A 20,080-nucleotide genomic window follows, 5' to 3' on the forward strand; every position below is an offset into this window, starting at 1 on the left:
ATGTTGCCCAATATCGACTACAGCGACTTGCCACAAATCATGCAGCGCCTGCTGGCCCAGGAGCCGGCATTGGACACGGCCACGCTGCCGCGCCGCAGCTTTCTGAAGATGGCCGGCGCCGGTGGCTTTGCGCTCGGCGCCTTCCCCTTGCTGGCAACGGCCCAGGCCGGCGCGCCGGCCGCTGGCGGCTTGAAGCCCACGCAACAGCCGTCGGCCTTTGTGCAGATTGCCCCCAACGGTGAAGTTACCGTGACCATCAACCGGCTGGAGTTTGGCCAGGGCGTGCATACCGGCCTGCCGATGATCCTGGCCGAAGAGCTGGACGCCGACTGGAGCCTGGTGCGCGGCCAGAGCGGCACCAATGATTCCGCCTACTTCGATCCGGTCTTTGGCATGCACCTGACCGGCGGCTCCAACTCGATCAAGAACAGCTTCACGCAGTACCGCGAGCTGGGCGCCCGCGCCCGCTCCATGTTGCTGTCTGCCGCTGCGGCGCGCTGGAAGGTCGACCCAGCCACGCTGCGCACCCAGGCCGGCACGGTGCTGGGCCCGGGTGGCCGCAAGCTGGGCTACGGCGAGCTGGCAGAAGCCGCCATGGCCCTGCCGGTGCCCGAGAAGGTCACGCTGAAGAACCCCAAGGATTTCCGCCTCATCGGCCAGCCCACCACCCGCCTGGACGCGAGCGCCAAAAGCAGTGGCCGCCAGGACTTCGGCATCGACGTGAAGCACCCCGGCCAGCTCACGGCCGTGGTGGCGCACCCGCCGGTATTTGGCGCCCGCCTGTCCTCGGTGGACGACAGCGCGGCGCGCGCCATCAAGGGCGTGAAGGCCGTGCTGCGCATACCGCTGGACCGTGGCGCCGAAGGCGTGGCCGTGGTGGCCGACGGCTACTGGCCCGCCAAGCAGGGCCGCGACGCGCTCAAGCTGCAGTGGGACACCTCCGCCGTAGAGAAGGTGGACAGCGAGAAGCAACTGGTCCAGTACCGCGAACTGGCCACCAAGCCGGGCCCGCGCAAGTTCGACGCCGACATGGCGCCGCTGGCCAAGGCCCCCCGGCAGATCGAAGCCGAGTTCGTCTTCCCCTACCTGGCCCATGCCCCCATGGAGCCGCTCAACTGCACCGTCAAGCTGTCGGGCGACCGCGCCGAGCTGTGGATGGGTTCCCAGTGCGCCGGCCTGGACGCCGCCGCAGCAGCGCGTGTGCTGGGCATCAAGCCCGAGCTGGTCGAGCTGCATGTGCAGATGGCGGGCGGCGGCTTTGGCCGGCGCTTTTCGACCACCTACGACTACGTCATCGAGGCCTGCCAGGTCGCCAAGGCCATGCGCACCGCCGGCCTGAACGTGCCGGTGCGCCTGCTGTGGAGCCGCGAGGACGACATCAAGGGCGGCTACTATCGCCCCATGCACCTGCACCGCGCGCACGTGGGCTTCGACGACAAGGGCAAGGTCCTGGCCTGGGACCACGTCATCGTGGGGCAATCCATCACCAAGGGCTCTGTCTTCGAGTCGTTCCAGATAAAGGACGGCATCGACGGCACGGCCACCGAAGGCATGCGCGACCCGTACCCGGTGCCGATGCGCCTGACCGTGCACCACCCCGATGTCAACGTGCCGGTGCTGTGGTGGCGCAGCGTGGGCTCCACCCACACCGCCTTCGTGATGGAAACCCTGATCGATGAGATCGCCCGCACGACCAAGCAAGACCCGGTGGCCTACCGCATGCAGCTCTTTGGCAGCAAGCACCCGCGCCACCGCGCCGCGCTGCAACTGGCGGTAGACAAGAGCGGCTACGGCAAGCGGCAACTGCCCGCCGGCCGTGCCTGGGGCGTGGCGGTGCATGAGTCCTTCAACACCGTGGTGGCCTACGTGGTCGAGGCATCGGTCAAAGACGGCCAGCCGGTGCTGCACCGCGTCACCAGCGGCGTGCACTGCAACCTGGCTATCAACCCGCGCAGCGTAGAGGCGCAGGTGCAGGGCGCGGCCGTCATGGGCTTGTCGATGTGCCTGCCAGGCGGCGCCATCACCTTGAAGGACGGCGAGGTGCAGCAGAGCAACTTCGGCGACTTCGCCGTGCCCCGCATCACCGACGTGCCCGAATTCGAGGTGCACCTCGTGCCCAGCGCTGACGCACCCACCGGCATGGGCGAGCCCGGCCTGCCGCCACTGGCGCCCGCGTTTGCCAATGCCATCGCACAGCTCACCGGCAAGCGGCTGCGCCAGTTGCCCTTCAACCTGGCATAGGCGGCCCCGCATGGACGGCATGGAAGACCTCGACACGCTGGTCCTGCGCAGCGCGCAGCGCTGGCAGGCGGCCGGCCTGCCCGTGGTGCTGGTCACCGTGGCACGCACCTGGGGCTCATCGCCCCGACCACCCGGCTCGCTCATGGCCATCAATGGCCGGGGCGAGACGGTCGGCTCGGTATCGGGCGGCTGCATCGAGGACGACCTGATCCACCGCATTCGGCAAGGCGGCATACAGGCGGCCTGCGCCACGCTCACACCCACCGTGCTGCGCTACGGCATCTCCGCCGACGAGGCGCACCGCTTTGGCCTGCCTTGCGGCGGCACGGTAGAGCTGGTGCTGGAGCCATTGGCCGCGCACAGCCGGCTGGATGAGCTGCTACTGGCCTGCCAGCAGCGCCGCAGCACCGAACGGGTGCTGGATTTGCAGACCGGCCAGGTGGCGCTGCACCCAGGCCGGCGCGACGGCGTGCCAAGCTTGGACGACAGCCAGCTCACCACCTACCTGGGCCCGCAGGCCCGCCTCATCGTGATCGGCGCCGGCGACCTCTCGCGCTACCTGTGCCAGATGGCGCTGAGCCTGGGCTTCGAGGTGATCGTCTGCGACCCGCGCGAAGAACACCGCGCCAGCTGGAGCCTGCAGGGCGTGGCGGTCAGCCACGAAATGCCCGACGATCTGGTCGCCCGCCTGAAGCCCGATGCACGCACCGCCGTCGTCGCCCTCACGCACGATCCAAAACTTGACGACCTGGCCCTGATAGACGCCCTGCAGTCCGAGGCCTTCTACGTAGGCGCCATAGGCTCACGCCGCAACAGCACCCACCGCCGCGAGCGGCTGCACACCCACTTCGACTTGCCCGAATCCGCGCTGCAGGCCCTGCACGGGCCGGCGGGCCTGTACATAGGCAGCAAGACGCCGGCAGAAATCGCGCTGTCCATCATGGCTGAGGTGGTGGCTGTGAAGAACGGCGTGCAGCCGAGCGCGCTGGTGCAGGTGTCGGGCGGGAAGTCGCGGCATGACGTGGCGGGGGTGGATGCGGCTGTGACGGCGGGGTGTGTGGTTTGAGGTGAAGGGGCTGCGTCTCGGCTTGGCGCACCTTGTTGCCCCAGATAGAGGCTGTGGCTACGTTGTCGGGTTCGGGGGCCTACGCGGCGGCATCAGCGTCATGGCCACTGCGACTGTGGGCTCGGAGCGGTCTTGGGCCGATGGCCGCTCAGGACAGGTCCAACGCCGTCAAACATATGCTCTTGTTGCATGGTGACTGTTGCCATCGGCCAAACTTCTTCGCCCTCCATCTCGCATCCATAGCCCATGCGCTTTGGCGGCCGTCATCGCACAGACTAAAATGTGTACACATTGATTCACAACGCAGGAGTGCGGCCATGGAAGCTACAAAGGTAGGAATTCGCGAGTTCCGTGCGGACTTGGCCGAGTACATCGCGGCAAGCCGCCCTGTTGCTGTGACTCGCCACGGCCAGACGGTCGGCTACTTCATCCCCGTGCACGGCCAAGCCGAGGCGGATTTGGTGGCGCTCCAGAAAGCGAGCCAGTCACTCGATAAGCTGCTATCTGCGCAGGGCGTGGACATAGAGGGCGTCGTTGCCGACTTCAAGAAAGCCCGTAAGAAAAGCGTCCCCAGCGCCAAGGCCAAATGAGCAGCGCGGCCATCGTTCTGGATGCCAACATACTGATCCGCGCGGTGCTTGGCACGCGGGTGCGCGAACTTATTCAGGCACATGCCGCCACTGTCAAGTTCTTCGCCCCTGATGTGGCGTATGCGGACGCACGGAAATACCTGCCTGCGCTGCTACAAAAACGTAGTGTGGATCCGATCCCCGCCATGCTGGTGCTTGATGCCCTGGAACGCATCGTTCACCCCGTGGACATGGACGTCTACGGTGGGCTGCAGCAGCAAGCGCTGCGGCGCATCGAAATGCGCGATGCCGACGACTGGCCGGTGCTGGCTTGTGCGATGGTGCTTGGCTGCCCTGTTTGGACGGAGGATGCGGACTTCTTCGGAACAGGTGTGGCGACATGGACCACAGACCGGATCGGGCTGTATCTGGACAATACATAGCCCTGCAGCCCGAAAAATTGAGATCATTGAAGCGCATTTGCGCGCTTTGTACAGTTCCACGTCAGCAGCCGCTCGATCGGATGAGGCGGCCGGTCAAGCGGCCCGCCTTCGGCGGTCTAGGCAAGTCAAGCGGTAGGTATTTACATCCATCATCATGGTCACAACACCTCATCCCTCTTTGCTCGTCTCGTTTGGCGTAGCAATGCTCGTCGTCTGGCGCATGTACTCGCGCGTTCGCCGAATGGTGGGACGCCAGCTGTTCTCACGCAGGCGTGCCCGCGCGACAGTCGTCTTGTTTCCCGTGCTGCTTGTGCTGATTTCGCTTGGCTCACTGGCGCATCCGGCAAGTCTGCTCGCGTTGCCGGCTGGTATCGGTCTTGGCGTAGCGCTGGGCTTCTATGGTCTTCGCCTTACCAAGTTCGAAGAAACACCGCTTGGCCTTTTCTACGTCCCAAGCGCTCACCTTGGGATTGCCTTGTCTGTGCTCTTCATTGGCCGCATCGGCTATCGCTTTGTGCAGCTATATCTCTTCGGCGTGCCAGCGTCGTCACATGCCGCCTTTGTCGGCAGTCCCCTTACCTTGGCGATCTTCGGCACTCTTGCTGGCTACTATGTTTCGTACGCCCTCGGTCTGCTGCGGTGGGCGCAGCGGGCAAGCTTGCCCGCTGAGCAAAGTCCACCGGAGCCGCCGAATGCTTGACCCTGCTGGCTGCTGTTGCAACGACCCTGCTCTCCAGCCGCAGGTTTCATTAGCTCTCTAGCAGTCCATGGATCAGGTATTGCCTGTTGGGCAAGACGGCTATCTAACGTACCGCATCGGTGGTCATCTGAGTTCGCGCATCGTTTTCAGGTATAGCACCGAGATGGTCAAAGCCGGGACCAACACCTTGGACAACATTCGCAAAGAGGTGAAAGGTGCAGGGGGATTGGTGCTGGAGAAGATTTGGGATGACGCGGTGATTCTGGAAGACGGAAAGAAGAAGACTATTGCCCACCAAGGGTGGCGCTAGTTTCGCGCCACCCCGGCGAGGCTAAATTTTGCCCTTTGCTTATCCCCTCAAATAGTGACGTTAGAGAAGGCGCCGCCACGCTTGCTCGGCTACCTCAGGTCTAGCGGTGCGGGTGGAATACGCAGGCGCTCATCCATCCTACGTTTGCCCAAAGCCTTTGTGCACCTTCGCGCGCGCGGTGCGCGTCTTGTTCAAGTCCGACAGCGCATATCCACTGGCCGCAATGGCTTTACGCTCGTGCACCAGTTGGCGTGCTGCTTTGGCTGCTTTTGCGACAGCGCGCTCTGTTGGGGTCTTGGGTAGCTTGGCCATTGGTAGCGCCTCGTCTAGTAGTGCCTCCACCCTGCCTAGAGTAGGAAGGTCGGAGTGGGTCATCGCGTTGAGCGCCTATCGTAAATGCCTGGTCTTCTCCGATTGCACAGGGTGACTGCAGTCATTGCAACGACCGCGCCCACCAGCCGCAGACATTCAGCCCAAACTCTTGACCCCGGTCACCGTCCAGTAGCTCTCCGGCATCCCACGGGTCAAGCACGGCTCGCACCGTCCCCCTCAAACCCCACCCAACCCCCGCAGAACATTCTCCGCAGTAGCCGGCGCCTCCAACCGCACCGGCTGCCGCTCCCCATCCTCATCCCCACCCCGCGCAGCCGCAATCGCATTGCGCAGCGCCTCATACACGCTGATGGCCAGCATGAAGGGCGGCTCGCCTACGGCTTTGCTGCCGAAGACGTTGTCTTCCCGGTTGGGCTCGGGCCAGAGGTCTACCTTGAAGTGCTCGGGGATGTCGCCGGTGGCGGGGATTTTGTAGGTGCTGGGGGCGTGGGTGCTGAGCAGGCCTTTGTCGTTCCACACCAGTTGCTCGGTGGTGAGCCAGCCCATGCCTTGCACAAAGCCGCCTTCTATCTGGCCGATGTCGATGGCGGGGTTGATGCTGCGGCCTACGTCGTGAAGGATGTCTACCTTGAGCACGCGGCTTTCGCCGGTGAGGGTGTCTATGGCGACCTCTGTTGCGGCGGCACCGTAGGCAAAGTAGTAGAAGGGGCGGCCGGTGAGGGTGTGCTTGTCGTAGTGGATCTTGGGCGTGCGGTAGAAGCCGTCGCTCCACAGCTGTATGCGGTTGGCGTAGGCCATGCCCACCACTTCGTCGAAGCTGCGCGTGGCCTTGGGCGAGATGATCTGGCCGTCTTCGAAGCGGATGGCGCCGGCGCCGCAGCTGTCCAGGCCGCAGACGAAGCTGGCGAGGTTGTCGCGCACATTGCGCGCGGCGTACTGGGCGGCGCGGCCGTTCAGGTCGGTGCCGCTGCTGGCGGCGGTGGCGCTGGCGTTGGGCACCTTGCCGGTGTCACTGGCGGTGACCAGCACACGCGCAAAGGGCACGCCCAGTTCGTCGGCCACGATCTGCGCCACCTTGGTGTTCAGGCCCTGGCCCATTTCGGTGCCGCCGTGGTTCACCTGCACGCTGCCGTCGGTGTAGACGTGCACCAGCGCGCCGGCCTGGTTGAACAGCGTGGCGGTGAAAGAGATGCCGAACTTCACCGGCGTAATCGCCAGCCCGCGCTTCATCACCGGGTTGGCGGCGTTCCAAGCCAAAATGGCCTTTTGCCGTTGTCGGTACTGGGCTGTTTGCTCTAGTTTCAGTAGCAAGGGCTGCAGGATGTTGTCTTCTACCTGCATCTGGTAGTGGGTGACGTTGCGCTCGGTGATGCCGTAGAGGTTGCGCATGCGCACGTCGAAGGCGTCCAGGCCCAGGTGGCGCGCGATGTCGCCCAGGATGGCCTCGATCACGATCACGCCTTGCGGCCCGCCAAAGCCGCGAAACGCGGTGTGGCTCTGCGTGTTGGTCTTGCAGCGGTAGCTGCGGATCACCACGTCGCTCAGGAAGTAGGCGTTGTCTGCGTGGAACACGGCGCGGTCGGCCACCGGGCCCGACAGATCGGCGCTGAAGCCGCAGTTGACCAGCATGCTCAGGTCCAGCGCGGTGATGCGGCCGGTGTCATCAAAGCCCACCTGCCAGTCGTAGGCAAAGGGGTGGCGCTTGCCGGTGACCATGAAGTCGTCGTCGCGGTCCAGCCGCAGCTTGACGGGGTAGCCGGTCTTGCGCGCGGCCAGCGCGGCCCATACGGCCAGGTGGCCGGCCTGCGTTTCTTTGCCGCCAAAGCCGCCGCCCATGCGCCGGCATTCCACCCGCACCGCGTGGTTGTCTATGCCCAGCGCATGCGCCACCCAGTGTTGCACCTCGCCCGGGTGCTGGGTGCTGGAGTGAATCCACCACTGGTTCTGCTCCAGCGGCAGCGCATAGGCCACCTGGCCTTCGAGGTAGAAGTGCTCTTGCCCGCCCACCTCCAGCTCGCCCGACAGCAGGTGCTGCGAGGCGACCATGGCTTTTTCTGCATCGCCGCGCTGCACCGTGACCGGCGGCAGCACATAGCTTTGCGCGGCGTGCGCTGCGCGCGGCGACAGCACGGCCGGCAGTACTTCGATATCCAGCACCACCTTGCGCGCGGCGCGGCGCGCCTGCATCACGGTTTCTGCCACTACCAGGCCGATGACCTGGCCGATGTGCTGCACGGTCTCAAACGCAAACACCGGCTCGTCATGGCCGAAGGCGGCCAGCAGCTTGTCGCCGGGCACGTCGTCGGCCAGCAGCACGTCGCGCACGCCGGGCATGGCCAGGGCGGCGGCCGTGTCCACGCCGCGCAGCCGGCCGTGCGCCACATTGGAGAGGATGGGCGCGGCGTACAGCGTGCCGCGCACTTCGGGGATGTCGTCGACATAGGTGGCGCCGCCGGCGACCTGGGCGCGCGCGCTTTCGTGCGGCTGCGAGCGGCCGGCCGCGCGCGTGGCGGGGGAGGGCGCTGCGGCGTCGGGTGCGATTGCCGTGGCTGCAAGCGCAGGCAGATCTGGCGAATGTTCTTTGGCGTTCATGCGGCCTCCGCAATTTGCAGCGTGTCCAGGCTGACCTGCTGCAGGCCCTGGCTCTCCAGCCAGTAGCGCTGCAGCAGGCTGGCCAGCAGCGTGCGCCGGTACGCGCCGGATGCGCGCATGTCAGAGATGGGCTGGAACTCGGCCTGCAGCGCCTCGCCGGCGGCGCGTGCGGTGGCGGCCGTCCAGGGCTGGCCGGCCAGCGCGGCTTCGGCCTGGCACGCGCGTGCCGGTGTGGCGGCGACACCGCCGGCACCGATGGATGCGCGCTGCACCACGCCGCCGTGCAAGACCAGGTTCAGCACCAGGCAGACGGCAGAGATGTCGTCGTCCTGCCGCTTGCTGATCTTGTAGGCGCGCAAAAACTCGCCTGCGGCTGGCGTCGGCACGTCGATATAGGCCAGCAGCTCATCCGGCGCCATCACGTTCTGCCGGTAGCCGGTGTAGAGGTTTTCCAGCGGCAGGCTGCGCTCGCCGCGCACGCTGGCCAGCACCACCTGGGCGCCGAGCGCGATCAGCAAGGGCATCGAATCGCCAATGGGCGAGCCATTGGCCACGTTGCCGCCCAGCGTGCCCGAGTTGCGCACCGGTAGCCCGGCAAAGCGCGCAGCAAAGCCGTGCAGCTGCGGCCGGTCTGCGGCCAGCGCGGCGTAGGCGTCTTGCAGCGTCACGGCCGCGCCAATGCGCACGCTGCCGGGCGTGCGCACGATGCGGCGCAGCTCGGCCGTGCGGGTCAGGTCCAGCACCTCGGCAAATTGGCGGTGCTGCTTGGTGACCCACAGGCCCACGTCGGTGCAGCCGGCCACTACTTGCGCCTGCGGCCGGGCGGCGCGCAGCGCCAGCAGCTCGGGCAGGGTAGTGGGGGCGTGGTAGGTGGGTTTTTGAATGAAATCGGGCTCTAGCCCAGGTGCTGCCTGGGCTAATAGCTCTAGTTTTAATAGCAACGCAGCTTCGTCCACCGGCACTGCTGGCAGGGCCGCCATCTGCTGGGCTGCGTCCAGGATGGGGCGGTAGCCAGTGCAGCGGCACAGGTTGCCCGACAAGTCTTCTTGCGCCACGGCGCGGGTAATGGTCTCGCCCTGGCACACGCGCTTCTGGTACATGCCGAACAGGCTCATGACAAAGCCCGGCGTGCAGAAGCCGCACTGGCTGCCGTGGCACTGCACCAGGGCTTCTTGCGCCGGGTGCAGCGTGCCGTCGGCGGCGGCGATGTCTTCTACCGTCCACAGCGCCATGCCGTTGATGGAATGCGCCAGGCGGATGCAGCTGTTGATGGCGCGGTATTCCAGCGCGGCGCTGCCGTCTTCGCGCAGCGTGCGCTCGCCCAGCACCACGGTGCAGGCGCCGCAGTCGCCCTCGCCGCAGCCCTCTTTGGTGCCGGTGCAATGCAGGTCTTCGCGCAGCAGGTCGAGCAGGGTGCGGTCGGGCGGCACGTTGTGCAGCGTCACCCGTTTGCCACGGCGGATGAAGTGAAGAGGGCGGGTCGTCGTCATGCGGTCAGGTCGTGGGGAAAAGAAGAGGCCTTGCCGAGGGTAGGCCGGGCCTGTGGCAGCAGCATAAGCCGCTGGGTATAGCGGCGATGCCGCCGGTGCTATGAGCCGGCCGCAGGTGCCGCTGCATGGCGCTGTTTTTTGGCGCTGGATGAGAGAAATTCACACCCCTGAAAAATCACGGTAATAGTATGTAATTGAGAAAATGGTTACACAACGTTAGATTTTTGAAAATTCCCATATTGGGCACGGCCGCATTATTTTTTGGCGTCGAGCAAGAGGGGTATTTGGGCTAATGGTGAATATGGCCATCCAGTCCTCTTGCGATTTACGGGAGCAGCGGGTGGAATACCATGAAAAAACGTGGATGCACGATCTGGCATACAAGCTGAAGATCAAGGATTTTCTGCGTGTTCCGCTGTGCCGCATGGCGCTTCCGGGCACCCACGGGGCCGGCACCTACGGCATCCCGGCCGAGGGCGCCAAGCTGCAGCTCACCCCCGATGCATCGCCCGTTGTGCGTGCGCTTTTTGCGCGCGGCTTGCAAGCCACCGTGCGCGACTGGACGATGTCGCAGGCCGGCTCGCTGCTGGACCAGATGAATGCCGGCGCCCGCTACCTGGACCTGCGCGTGGCCGGCGAGGTATTGCTGGGCCCCTCGATGAGCCCCGAGAGAATCGCGCCGGCGCTGTGCCATTCGTTTCGCAGCATTCGGGTATCTGACGCGCTGGAGCAGGTCGAGGTATTTTTGCGCGCCAATACCCGGGAAGTGGTCATTATTGATTTCCGGGGTTTTCATGGCGTCAATGGCCAGCAGCATGTCGAGGTGGTGAATATGCTGCGCAAGCGCCTGGGGAAAATGCTGGTGAACCCGGCGCATGGGGCGCGGCTGAGCCTGGAATACCTGGAGCCTGAATTTGCCGGCGTCGGCCGCGCCATCGTGGTCTATGGCACAGAAAACGAAAGCAGCGTGGTCGCCCAGCATGCAGACATGCTCTGGCCGCGCGATTGCCTGGGGGCGCCGTGGTCCGATGACGCCCACGCGGAGCCCGCCGCGCCGCACCGCGTATCCGATCTTGTGCACGCCGGCTGGCAGCCCTCCAGATTTGTCGTGACCCAGGCGGTGCCCGACGCCGAGCCGGGCACGCCGGGCGATGCCGAGCCGCATGGCAGCGCGCGCTACCGTGGCGCGGCCGCCGGCATCGTGATGCTCGACGGCCTGGATGCCGACAAGGCGCGCAGCATCATCCGCTGCAATATTCCGCCAGATGCCATGCAGGCCACGCCGGGCGATGGCCCGGGCGCGGTCGGCCCTGCGCTGGCGGCGGTTGGCAGGCCGGTGTACATGGCATGGCGCGCGGCCTGCAGCAACCGGCTGGTCTACCGCAAGGCGGTCCCTGGTGCCGGTGGCCGCCGGCAGGGGCTGGCCCAGGTGCTGGACGGCACCGAGGCCGAGGCAGAAGCGCCCGCCATGTGCGAGTTCCAGGGCCAGGCCTGGGTCGCCTGGAAGGCGACCGATGGCGAGGGCAGCGTCTGCGTGGCCCCCATCGACGGCGCCGAGGGCACATGGCGCCTGCAGTGCGACGGCGTGCGCATGGCCACGCACAGCTGCCCGTCCATTGCCAGCTTTCGGGGGCGGCTCTATGTCTTCTGGCGCGCCATCTACCAGGACCAACTGGTGTATGCCGTGAGCAATGACGGCATCCACTGGCAGGGTGCGTTCATCGCGGGCGCGGGCGTCCACGCCTCGGAGTCCGGCCCGGCGGTGGCGGTGTGGCGCGACAGGCTCTACATGGTCTGGTGCTCGGCCCATGCCCATCGGCCGGTCTATGCGGTGCACGACGGCTCCAGCCACTACGGGTCGAGCTGGACCGAGCCGCAGCGCATCAGCGGCGACCAGATCACCCGCAGCACCCCGGCGGTCATGGCCGGCGAGGACGGCCACCTGTACGTGGCCTGGCGCACGGCCAGCGCGCACCAGGGCCTGGTGTATGCCTGCAGCAAGGAGCACGACCACTGGTCGGCCCCGACGGCGGTGCCGCTGCACCCAGCGTCTGATGAAGCCAGCCCGGCCGAGGCGGCACGCGCCAGGGCCTTTGGCGCGCCCGGCCCGGCCCGAGGCGGCCCCGGCCTGCACCTGGCGGCCTGAACCGGGGCCGGCGCCTGCAGGTGGCGCAAGGGGCGCAAGGGCGCGGTATCTGCAGGTACAGTGCCGCCTCCCCCCACATCGTCTTTGGCGCGGCATTGCGCGCCCTGCCATACGCGATGGCATATGACGAGAATGCAGGCACTGCTATGAGAGACCAAGCCCTTTTCGACAAGATCGACCTCCATCTCATAAGGGTCTTGCATACCGTGTTGATGGAGCGCAGCGTTTCGAGGGCCGCCGTCCGCCTGGGCATGCACCAGCCGGCGGTGTCTGCCGCATTGAAGCGGCTGCGCGACCTTGCGGGCGACCCGCTGCTGGTGCGCTCGGGCGCCGGCATGATCCCGACCGACACCGGCCTGCGCATGGTCGAGCCCGCGGCGCGCATCCTGCGTGCGGCCGAGGTGCTGTTTACCGACGCGCGCGGCTTTGACCCGCAAAGCGCCAGCACCACCTTTCGCATTGCCGCCAGCGACTACCTCGACCCGCTTTTTTTGCCGCAACTGGTGGCGCAGATCAAGACGCAGGCGCCGCTCTGCCATATAGAGATCTACCCGCTGTCGGCCGACGCCCACTACCACGCCCACCTGTCGCAAGGCGAGGTGGACCTGGTGATCGGCAACTGGCGCGAGCTGCCCGAAGACCTGCACATGGGCCGCCTGTTTGGCGACGAGGTGGTGTGCCTGGTCAATGCCGACCACCCCGCCGCGCGGCGCGGCTGGGACCAGGCCGCCTGGCTGGACGCCGAGCACGTGGCGCCCACGCCCACGCACCCGGGCGCGCGCGGCGTGATCGACGACCACCTGGATACGCTGGGCCTGCAGCGCAACATCACGGCGCGCTGCGCGCATTTCGGGCTGATCCCGGCCATGGTGGCCCAGAGCTTGCTCGTGCTGACTACCGGGCGCCAGTACTGCGAGCGCTTCCTCGGTTCCGCCCCGCTCGTCATCCTCAAACCCCCGATCGATTTCCCCCGCCTCATGTACTACCAGCTCTGGCATGCCCGCACCCACACATCGACCTCGGGTGCCTGGCTGCGCGAGCGGGTCAAGTCGGTGGCGGCATCGCTCCGAAAAGAATAGCTAGTAGCCCAGGTGTGGCCTAGGTTTAGGCCACTTTTTATATAAAAAACGTCAGCCGCAAGTCGGCTGAGACAATTCCGCGCATGAATCCTTCTTCCTCCCCGCCGCGCCTGGTGCTGGCGGGCATTACCAAGCGCTACCCGGCGGTGGTGGCCAACAGCGGCATATCGCTGACGGTGCAGCCGGGTGAGACGCATGCCGTGCTCGGCGAAAACGGCGCGGGCAAGTCCACGCTGATGAAGATCATCTACGGCTCGGTCAAGCCGGACGAAGGCAGCATCCACTTCAACGGCCGCGCCGTGCAGGTCAAAAACCCGCACGAGGCACGCGCGCTGGGCATCAGCATGGTGTTCCAGCATTTCAGCCTGTTCGACACCCTGACCGTGGCCGAGAACGTCTGGCTCGGCCTGGACAAATCGCAGGCGCTGGCCGAGGTCACGCGCCGCATCACCGCCAAGGCGGCAGAGTACGGCCTGGACATAGACCCGACGCGGCCGGTGCACACGCTGTCGGTGGGCGAGATGCAGCGTGTGGAAATCATCCGCGCGCTGCTGACCGACCCCAAGCTGCTGATTCTTGACGAGCCCACCTCGGTGCTGACACCGCAGGCGGTAGAGAAGCTGTTTGTGGTGCTGAAGAAGCTCGCCAGCGAGGGCTGCAGCATCCTTTACATCAGCCACAAGCTGCACGAGATCCGCGAGCTGTGCAGCGCCTGCACGGTATTGCGCGGCGGCAAGGTCACCGGCGTGTGCAACCCGGCCGAAGAATCCAATGCCTCGCTCTCGCGCCTGATGATTGGCGCCGAGCCGCCAGCGCTGCAGCACCGCCCGTCCAAGCTGGGCGCGCCGGTGCTGCGCGTGCAGGGCCTGACGCTCACGCGCGAGTCGCCCTTTGGCGTGGATCTGGGCAATGTGCAACTGGAGGTGCGCGCGGGCGAGGTGGTCGGCATTGCCGGCGTCTCGGGCAACGGGCAAAAAGAGCTGCTGTATGCGCTGTCGGGTGAAGACACGCGCGCTGCGCCGGCCATGGTCGAAGTAGCGGGCCAGCCCGCCGGCCGCCTGGCGCCCGGCGCGCGCCGCGCGCTGGGCCTGCACTTTGTGCCAGAAGAGCGGCTGGGCCGCGGCGCCGTGCCCACGCTGGGCCTGGCGCACAACCTGCTGCTGACGCGCGGCAACGCGGTCGGCCGTGGCGGCTGGATCAAGCTGGGCGCACTAGAGCAGCAGGCGCGCGACATCATTGCCCGCTTCCACGTCAAGGCCGGCGGCCCCAACGCGGCGGCGCGATCCCTGTCGGGCGGCAACCTGCAAAAGTTCATCGTCGGCCGCGAGATCGACGCCAAGCCCAAACTGTTGATCGTCTCGCAGCCCACCTGGGGCGTGGACGTGGGCGCGGCAGCGCAGATCCGGGGCGAGATCCTGGCCCTGCGCGATGCCGGCTGCGCGGTACTGGTAGTGAGTGAAGAATTGGATGAACTGTTTGAGATCAGCGACCGCCTGCACGTGATGGCCAAGGGCCATCTGTCGCCCTCCATCGCGCGTGCGGATGCCACGGTCGAGAAGATCGGCCAGTGGATGAGCGGCCTGTGGGATGCCCCCGCAGCGGTAGCTGCGGAGGAGGCGAGCCATGTTTAAGCTCGAACCCCGCCCGCAACCCTCCAAACACTGGAGCTACGGCTCGCCATTGCTGGCGCTGGCGGTGACCGTCGTCATCGGCGTGCTGCTGTTCATGGCGCTGGGCAAAGACCCGGTGCGCGGGCTGCAGGTGTTTTTCTGGGAGCCCATCAAAACCAGCTACGCGCTGGGCGAGCTGATGGTCAAGGCCACGCCGCTGCTGCTCATTGCGCTGGGGCTGGCGGTGTGCTTTCGCTCCAACGTCTGGAACATCGGCGCCGAAGGCCAGTTTGTCATTGGCGCGGTCGCCGCAGGCGGCGTGGCGCTGCTGGCCGACAAGACCACCGGCCCCTGGATCGTGCCGGCCATTCTGCTGGCGGGCACCGCTGGCGGCATGGCCTGGGCCGGGCTGGTGGCGCTGCTGCGCGACAAGTTCAACGCCAACGAAATCCTGGTGAGCCTGATGCTGGTCTACGTGGGCGTGCTGGTGCTGGGCTACCTGGTCTACGGGCCCTGGAAAGACCCCATGGGCTACAACTTCCCGCAGACCAAGAGCTTTGATGCGGTGACGCAGATCCCCCGGCTGATGAAGGGCTCGCGCATGGGCATTGGCCTGATCATTGCGCTGCTGGGCGCGGCGGCGCTGTGGATCTTTTTGTTCCGCACCAAGGCCGGCTTTGCGCAGCAGGTCGGCGGCCTGGCGCCGGCGGCGGCGCGCTATGCGGGCTTTTCGTCGCGCAAGGCGCTGTGGATTGCGCTGCTGGTATCCGGTGGGGCGGCCGGCCTGGCCGGCGCGCTGGAAGTGGCCGGGCCGCTCGGCCAGCTCACGCCTTACGTGCCGGTGGGCTACGGCTTTGCCGCCATCATCGTCGCCTTTGTCGGGCGCCTGCACCCGGTGGGCATGGTGCTGTCGGCCATCTTGATGAGCATGTTCTACATCGGCGGTGAACTGGCGCAGTCGCGCCTGGGCCTGCCCAAGTCGCTGACCGGCGTGTTCCAGGGCCTGCTGCTGTTCACGCTGCTGGCCTGCGACACCTTGATCGCCTACCGCGTGCGCTGGCAGCCCCGCGCACCAGCCGTGGCGGGGGGGCGCTGATGGAATCCTACGCACTGCTTTTGGCGGCCACGCTGTCGGCCGGCACCGTGTTGGCGCTGGCATCGCTCGGCCTGCTCATCAACGAGAAGGCCGGCATCGTCAACCTGGGGGCCGAGGGCATGATGCTGTGCTCGGCCATCGCCGGCTTTGCCACCGTCGTGCATACCGGCAGCTTCACCCTGGGCTTTATCGCCGGCATGGCGGCCGGCGCGCTGCTGGCGGCGATCTTTGGCGTGCTGGTGATCTGGCTCAACACCAACCAGTACGCCACCGGGCTGGCGCTGTCGCTGTTTGGCACGGGCTTCTCGGCCTTTGTCGGCATTGGCTACGTGCAGGCCAAGCTGCCAGAGAGCACCCGCTTTGCGGTGCCGGTGCTGGGCGACATCCCGCTGATCGGGCCGGCGCTGTTCCGCCAGCATCCGCTGGTCTACCTGGCGATGGCGCTGGCGCTGGCACTGATCTGGTTCCTGTACCGCACGCGCGCCGGTTTGGTGCTGCGCTCGGTCGGTGAGTCGCCCGAGTCCGCGCATGCGCTGGGCTACCCGGTGCGGCGCATCCGCCTGGCTGCCGTGATGGCCGGCGGCGCGCTGTGCGGGCTGGCGGGGGCTTACATCGCCACCGTCTACACGCCGCTGTGGGTCGAGGGCATGGTGGCTGGCCGTGGCTGGATCGCGCTGGCGCTCACCACCTTTGCCACCTGGCGCCCGGCACGGGTGTTGCTGGGGGCTTACCTGTTCGGCGGCGTGACCATGCTGCAGTTCCATTTGCAGGGCATGGGCGTGGATGTGCCCAGCCAGTTGCTGAGCATGCTGCCCTATGTGGCCACCATCGTGGTGCTGGCGCTGATCTCGCGCAACCCGGCGTGGATCCGCATCAACATGCCGGCATCGCTTGGCAAGCCCTTCCATCCTGGCTCATGATCCACCGGTTTCTTCTTGCAACAACACCAACCTCCTGAAAGAGATGCACATGACTGATCTGTCCAAACGCTCCCTGCTGCAAGTCGCCGCGCTGTCCGCCGTGGCCGCTGCCGCGCTTGTCGGCTGCGGCAAGACGGAAGCCCCGGCACCGGCTCCAGCGCCGGCACCCGCCGCCGAGGCCCCCGCGCCGGCCAAGCCTGACCCGCTCAAGGTGGCGTTTGCCTACGTCGGCCCGGTGGGCGACGGCGGCTGGACTTTTGCGCACGACAAGGCACGCAAGGCCGTGCAGGAAGAGTTTGGCGACAAGATCGTCACCAGCTACGTAGAGAGCGTGCCCGAGGGCGCCGACGCCGAGCGCGTGCTGCGCGACATGGCCACGCAAGGCAACAAGCTGATCTTCGGCACCACCTTTGGCTACATGGAGCCCATGCTCAAGCTGGCACCTGACTTTGCTGACGTGAAGTTTGAGCACGCCACCGGCTTCAAGACCGCGGCCAACATGCGCACCTACGACAGCCGCACCTACGAAGGCGCCTACATGGCTGGCGTGATCGCCGGTGCCATGACCAAGTCCAACACCCTGGGCGTGGTTGGTTCGGTGCCCATCCCTGAGGTGATCCGCAACATCAACAGCTTCACGCTGGGTGCGCAAAGCGTGAACCCCAAGGTCAAGACCAAGGTGGTCTGGGTCAACGAATGGTTCAGCCCGCCCAAGGAAACCGAAGCCGCCACCTCGCTCATCAACGGCGGTGCCGACATCCTGTTCCAGAACACCGACTCGCCGGCTGTGCTCAAGACCGCTGAAGAAAAGGGCAAGCGCGCCTTCGGCTGGGATTCCGACATGACCGCCTACGGCCCCAAGGCGCATCTGGGCTCGGCCATCATCAACTGGCAGCCCTACTACTCCAAGGCCGTCAAGGACGCGCTGGAAAACACCTGGACCACCGGCCAAAGCTGGTGGGGCGTGAAGGAAGGCGCGATCGACATCGTCTCCATCGCCGAAGACGTGCCAGCAGAAACCAAGGCCAAGGTCGAAGAGATCAAGGCCGGCCTGAAGGCAGGCACCTACAGCATCTGGAAGGGCCCCATCGTCGACAACACCGGCAAGGAAGTGCTGGCCAAGGATGCCGTCGCCGATGACGCTTTCCTGAGCGGCGTGAAGTTCTACGTCAAGGGCGTGGAAGGCAAGGTTCCGGGTAACTGAGTTCAACCCCAGGCTGCGCGCTTCGCGTCTTCGCCAACCCCCGTCTGGGGGCGACACCTGCAGACCGGCGGAGCCGGATCTGCGGTGTCTTTGGTGGGGGGGCGGGGCTCTGCGCTTGTTTAAGGAGGCCGCCTGTGAGCGGCCTTTTTTGCGCGTATGGACGGCTATCGGCCAGGAGCAGGTATTGGTTTGATGTCGAAGCGGACGCTCAACGTTTGACATGAGAGACGGCGCCCGGCTTGCCGGGTGACGTCCTCTCGATGGATGAGTTAGACATCACCCTCGCACCTTGAGAGTTCTCTAGCCGACCTGTCGAATCCAATCGCGAACGATGCTTTCAATGCGATCGATCTCGATCTGAGGAAGTGTGCCCGTGTGCATGATGATGTTTCGAGACATCTCCAGATCGTTGAAGCGGGACATGATCCAGGCTTGATCCGGAAAAAGGTCGGAGAAGTTCTCCCAGTTTGCAATGATGATCTGACCCAAGTTGCCAAACATGGTGTACCCGATCAACGCCGCAGACCGCGGGGTGTGATAGCGAGCGTCGGATTCCTTCTCTTTCAGCTTCTCTACGGCGGTTTTGATTTTCTGCGGCACGGCGGAAGACCACCAATCTGTTCCAACACGAGCAAGCAGACGCTCGGTTATCAGTTCGCGGACAGAATTCTCCAAGCAGAAGAAAGCCATGAAAACAGATGCCATCTGCGTGGCTTCATAGACGACACGGGGACTAAAGCCTGCCTCTTCTACATTGATAGTTGGTGGTGTCGCAACGCTACCGCGGACGGAGATTCCATGCTCATTGAGCTGGGAAAGCGAGTTTTCTGCCAGCATTGCGTTGAAAACGAATTGTTTGAGCACGACTACACCCCGAGGTTTTCTTTGAGGCTCTTGAAAATCGCGTTGTAGACGGTGATATCCGTCGTTACGGGCAGGTGGATCTGAATGTTGTAGTGATACTCAGAACGCCGACGGTGTATTGGTTCATCCGAGACAGCCTCGAGCCTTAGCTTGACTGGGCTTTCGGGCTCCTCCGGCGCTGGCTTAACTGCATCTCGACCAAGCTTGGGTTCAAACTTCGCTAGAGAGGCGAGAGTCTTAAACGTGGCGTAGTAACGACTGACCGTTTCCTCATCTTTCCCAGTGATCCGAAGCATTGCGCCCTTAACTTCGGTTTCAGGGGCAGAGTTCATATTTGCGTCGATCGCGAAAAGATCAGGGTATGCCGCACGAACCCTTTCGCCGAGCACGTAACGCCAGTCGTTTGGATCTCGCAGGCGGTCATAGTGTTCGGTTGGTGCACCTGAGTCGGTAAGAAACCCCAACCCCTTCATTACCGAGACCATGGCCCGGTCGTTGGAGGCGGTAAAGCCCCACGTGGCAAGCGTCTCGCGACTGAATCGCTCTGGCTTAGCGGCCGATCGCACTCGCGAGAGGATCGGCTCAATTTTGTTGTTGGAAATGATGTACGCGTATGAATCGGGCATTTCCATCTCCCTCGATGAAGTTGTATGGGTAAGTCTAGCTAGTGACGTCTAACGACTAAATTCAGGCGCCGCCGAAGGCGGTCGGCCGCAATGCCGGGTTAGCAAATGGCATATTTTTCCTAATCGTGCCAAGTTCATCCCTCAACTTCTGAAGTACCAAGCTAAATGAATAAGGTTCAAAGCCAAGAGCAGCTCGCCACTCATCTCCTCTGAGGTTAATAGGATAACGATGAAGTTGGTCCTGAGGCATGGACTTGCTTTGCTTCTTAACTTCGGTGAGAAAGTCTTCGCCAAACTGGGAAGCAAGCGCTGAGACATCGAGTGGCTCTTGTCTAAACGGTAGATCGAACTCCATTGGCTTACCGGGGTAAAGCTCAGAGTACCGTTTGTAAAGATGGTCAAGGTCGTGGCCAAGGCCTTTGCCAAACGATTCGTCAGGCACCTTTCTAACAATTGCTGCCTTCAGGAAGAGTTCGAGTGCGTGGAAAGTGAGGGACATAACTACGGCCCCATGTGCATAGTTGGCCTCATTTTTGGCGCCACACATCATCTTGCAAAGAGCTGCAGCTGAATCAAGATAGGCGTCTGAGAACACAAGCAGCTGATCTGCCACAGGCTTCTTTTGTATATCACTGAAATGCAGCATATGCGCAAACCACTCCAATAAAAGTGACGCTAACGTTGAAGTTCACCTGCGGACCGAGGCTTGCCGAGGGACGTCAGGTGGAACGACCGGTTAGGGACATCCTGCAAAACTCCCCCGCGCATCTGGATGCGCCCGTTTGTTCAGG

At 64.7% G+C, this 20,080-nt stretch carries 18 protein-coding genes; 12 read left to right on the top strand and 6 right to left on the bottom strand.

The features are described 5' to 3' along the window. The 6 genes from AAFF27_09670 to AAFF27_09695 all read left to right on the top strand — a co-directional run bounded on the left by AAFF27_09670 (position 1) and on the right by AAFF27_09695 (position 5,329). Entirely contained in the window at positions 1-2,241 is a 2,241-nt protein-coding gene (locus tag AAFF27_09670) for a xanthine dehydrogenase family protein molybdopterin-binding subunit (protein ID XAH25440.1), read from the top strand. 19 nt (positions 2,242-2,260) lie between these two features. Then, on the top strand, positions 2,261-3,307 hold the full coding sequence (locus tag AAFF27_09675) for an XdhC family protein (GenBank protein ID XAH26194.1): 1,047 nt from the start codon (positions 2,261-2,263) through the stop codon (positions 3,305-3,307). Positions 3,308-3,624: 317 nt separating this feature from the next. Beyond that, the gene (locus AAFF27_09680; GenBank protein ID XAH25441.1) at positions 3,625-3,897 is read left to right on the top strand and encodes a type II toxin-antitoxin system Phd/YefM family antitoxin; all 273 of its coding nucleotides are present in this window, start codon (positions 3,625-3,627) and stop codon (positions 3,895-3,897) included. Next, the gene (locus tag AAFF27_09685; protein XAH25442.1) at positions 3,894-4,319 is read left to right on the top strand and encodes a PIN domain-containing protein; all 426 of its coding nucleotides are present in this window, start codon (positions 3,894-3,896) and stop codon (positions 4,317-4,319) included. The genes AAFF27_09680 and AAFF27_09685 overlap by 4 nt, the downstream gene beginning before the upstream one ends. Positions 4,320-4,473: 154 nt before the next feature. Continuing rightward, positions 4,474-5,019 (top strand): hypothetical protein, encoded by a 546-nt coding sequence (locus AAFF27_09690; GenBank protein ID XAH25443.1) that lies wholly within the window; start codon positions 4,474-4,476, stop codon positions 5,017-5,019. Positions 5,020-5,086: 67 nt separating this feature from the next. Continuing rightward, positions 5,087-5,329, top strand: coding sequence for a hypothetical protein (locus AAFF27_09695; protein ID XAH25444.1), 243 nt, complete (start codon positions 5,087-5,089; stop codon positions 5,327-5,329). A gap of 138 nt (positions 5,330-5,467) precedes the next feature. Here AAFF27_09695 and AAFF27_09700 read toward each other — a convergent pair whose 3' ends face one another. The 3 genes from AAFF27_09700 to xdhA form a co-directional block, all read right to left on the bottom strand. Continuing rightward, positions 5,468-5,704: a hypothetical protein gene (locus AAFF27_09700; GenBank protein XAH25445.1), complete on the bottom strand. Its 237-nt coding sequence runs from the start codon at positions 5,702-5,704 to the stop codon at positions 5,468-5,470. A gap of 174 nt (positions 5,705-5,878) precedes the next feature. After that, positions 5,879-8,254: a xanthine dehydrogenase molybdopterin binding subunit gene (xdhB, locus tag AAFF27_09705; protein ID XAH25446.1), complete on the bottom strand. Its 2,376-nt coding sequence runs from the start codon at positions 8,252-8,254 to the stop codon at positions 5,879-5,881. Beyond that, positions 8,251-9,744, bottom strand: a complete 1,494-nt coding sequence (gene xdhA / locus AAFF27_09710) for a xanthine dehydrogenase small subunit (GenBank protein XAH25447.1) — start codon at positions 9,742-9,744, stop codon at positions 8,251-8,253. Before xdhA ends, xdhB begins: the two co-directional genes overlap by 4 nt. Positions 9,745-10,108: 364 nt before the next feature. Between xdhA and AAFF27_09715 the strand changes: the two genes are divergently transcribed. From AAFF27_09715 to AAFF27_09740, 6 genes are all read left to right on the top strand, one after another. After that, on the top strand, positions 10,109-11,890 hold the full coding sequence (locus AAFF27_09715) for a hypothetical protein (GenBank protein ID XAH25448.1): 1,782 nt from the start codon (positions 10,109-10,111) through the stop codon (positions 11,888-11,890). 146 nt (positions 11,891-12,036) lie between these two features. Then, complete coding sequence (locus AAFF27_09720) at positions 12,037-12,969, top strand: LysR family transcriptional regulator (GenBank protein ID XAH25449.1); 933 nt, start codon at positions 12,037-12,039, stop codon at positions 12,967-12,969. An 83-nt stretch (positions 12,970-13,052) separates the two neighbouring features. After that, the gene (locus tag AAFF27_09725; GenBank protein XAH25450.1) at positions 13,053-14,600 is read left to right on the top strand and encodes an ABC transporter ATP-binding protein; all 1,548 of its coding nucleotides are present in this window, start codon (positions 13,053-13,055) and stop codon (positions 14,598-14,600) included. Beyond that, the gene (locus AAFF27_09730) at positions 14,593-15,675 is read left to right on the top strand and encodes an ABC transporter permease (GenBank protein XAH25451.1); all 1,083 of its coding nucleotides are present in this window, start codon (positions 14,593-14,595) and stop codon (positions 15,673-15,675) included. Before AAFF27_09725 ends, AAFF27_09730 begins: the two co-directional genes overlap by 8 nt. Beyond that, positions 15,675-16,595, top strand: a complete 921-nt coding sequence (locus AAFF27_09735; GenBank protein XAH25452.1) for an ABC transporter permease — start codon at positions 15,675-15,677, stop codon at positions 16,593-16,595. The genes AAFF27_09730 and AAFF27_09735 overlap by 1 nt, the downstream gene beginning before the upstream one ends. 49 nt (positions 16,596-16,644) lie before the next feature. Then, positions 16,645-17,799 carry a BMP family ABC transporter substrate-binding protein gene (locus AAFF27_09740; GenBank protein XAH25453.1) on the top strand — a complete coding sequence of 385 codons (1,155 nt, stop codon included), beginning with the start codon at positions 16,645-16,647 and terminating at the stop codon, positions 17,797-17,799. A 300-nt stretch (positions 17,800-18,099) separates the two neighbouring features. On the opposite strand, the gene AAFF27_09745 is transcribed toward AAFF27_09740, so the two are convergent. The 3 genes from AAFF27_09745 to AAFF27_09755 form a co-directional block, all read right to left on the bottom strand. Then, entirely contained in the window at positions 18,100-18,663 is a 564-nt protein-coding gene (locus AAFF27_09745; protein XAH25454.1) for a Swt1 family HEPN domain-containing protein, read from the bottom strand. Between the two features lie 2 nt (positions 18,664-18,665). Beyond that, entirely contained in the window at positions 18,666-19,289 is a 624-nt protein-coding gene (locus AAFF27_09750; protein ID XAH25455.1) for a DUF5343 domain-containing protein, read from the bottom strand. A gap of 61 nt (positions 19,290-19,350) precedes the next feature. Further along, on the bottom strand, positions 19,351-19,935 hold the full coding sequence (locus AAFF27_09755) for a hypothetical protein (GenBank protein ID XAH25456.1): 585 nt from the start codon (positions 19,933-19,935) through the stop codon (positions 19,351-19,353). Between the last annotated feature and the right edge of the window lie 145 nt (positions 19,936-20,080).

The organism is Xylophilus sp. GW821-FHT01B05 (genome assembly GCA_038961845.1).
Lineage (GTDB): Bacteria > Pseudomonadota > Gammaproteobacteria > Burkholderiales > Burkholderiaceae_C > Xylophilus.

What these genes read in the sequence shown, in the direction of transcription:
- xdhA (XAH25447.1), bottom strand. Translation starts at nt 9,744, where the DNA reads ATGACGACGACCCGCCCTCTTCACTTCATCCGCCGTGGCAAACGGGTG.
- AAFF27_09690 (XAH25443.1), top strand. Translation starts at nt 4,474, where the DNA reads ATGGTCACAACACCTCATCCCTCTTTGCTCGTCTCGTTTGGCGTAGCA.
- AAFF27_09700 (XAH25445.1), bottom strand. Translation starts at nt 5,704, where the DNA reads ATGACCCACTCCGACCTTCCTACTCTAGGCAGGGTGGAGGCACTACTA.
- AAFF27_09720 (XAH25449.1), top strand. Translation starts at nt 12,037, where the DNA reads ATGAGAGACCAAGCCCTTTTCGACAAGATCGACCTCCATCTCATAAGG.
- AAFF27_09695 (XAH25444.1), top strand. Translation starts at nt 5,087, where the DNA reads ATGGATCAGGTATTGCCTGTTGGGCAAGACGGCTATCTAACGTACCGC.
- AAFF27_09670 (XAH25440.1), top strand. Translation starts at nt 1, where the DNA reads ATGTTGCCCAATATCGACTACAGCGACTTGCCACAAATCATGCAGCGC.
- AAFF27_09735 (XAH25452.1), top strand. Translation starts at nt 15,675, where the DNA reads ATGGAATCCTACGCACTGCTTTTGGCGGCCACGCTGTCGGCCGGCACC.
- AAFF27_09675 (XAH26194.1), top strand. Translation starts at nt 2,261, where the DNA reads ATGGAAGACCTCGACACGCTGGTCCTGCGCAGCGCGCAGCGCTGGCAG.
- xdhB (XAH25446.1), bottom strand. Translation starts at nt 8,254, where the DNA reads ATGAACGCCAAAGAACATTCGCCAGATCTGCCTGCGCTTGCAGCCACG.
- AAFF27_09740 (XAH25453.1), top strand. Translation starts at nt 16,645, where the DNA reads ATGACTGATCTGTCCAAACGCTCCCTGCTGCAAGTCGCCGCGCTGTCC.
- AAFF27_09725 (XAH25450.1), top strand. Translation starts at nt 13,053, where the DNA reads ATGAATCCTTCTTCCTCCCCGCCGCGCCTGGTGCTGGCGGGCATTACC.
- AAFF27_09755 (XAH25456.1), bottom strand. Translation starts at nt 19,935, where the DNA reads ATGCTGCATTTCAGTGATATACAAAAGAAGCCTGTGGCAGATCAGCTG.
- AAFF27_09680 (XAH25441.1), top strand. Translation starts at nt 3,625, where the DNA reads ATGGAAGCTACAAAGGTAGGAATTCGCGAGTTCCGTGCGGACTTGGCC.
- AAFF27_09750 (XAH25455.1), bottom strand. Translation starts at nt 19,289, where the DNA reads ATGCCCGATTCATACGCGTACATCATTTCCAACAACAAAATTGAGCCG.
- AAFF27_09715 (XAH25448.1), top strand. Translation starts at nt 10,109, where the DNA reads ATGCACGATCTGGCATACAAGCTGAAGATCAAGGATTTTCTGCGTGTT.
- AAFF27_09730 (XAH25451.1), top strand. Translation starts at nt 14,593, where the DNA reads ATGTTTAAGCTCGAACCCCGCCCGCAACCCTCCAAACACTGGAGCTAC.
- AAFF27_09685 (XAH25442.1), top strand. Translation starts at nt 3,894, where the DNA reads ATGAGCAGCGCGGCCATCGTTCTGGATGCCAACATACTGATCCGCGCG.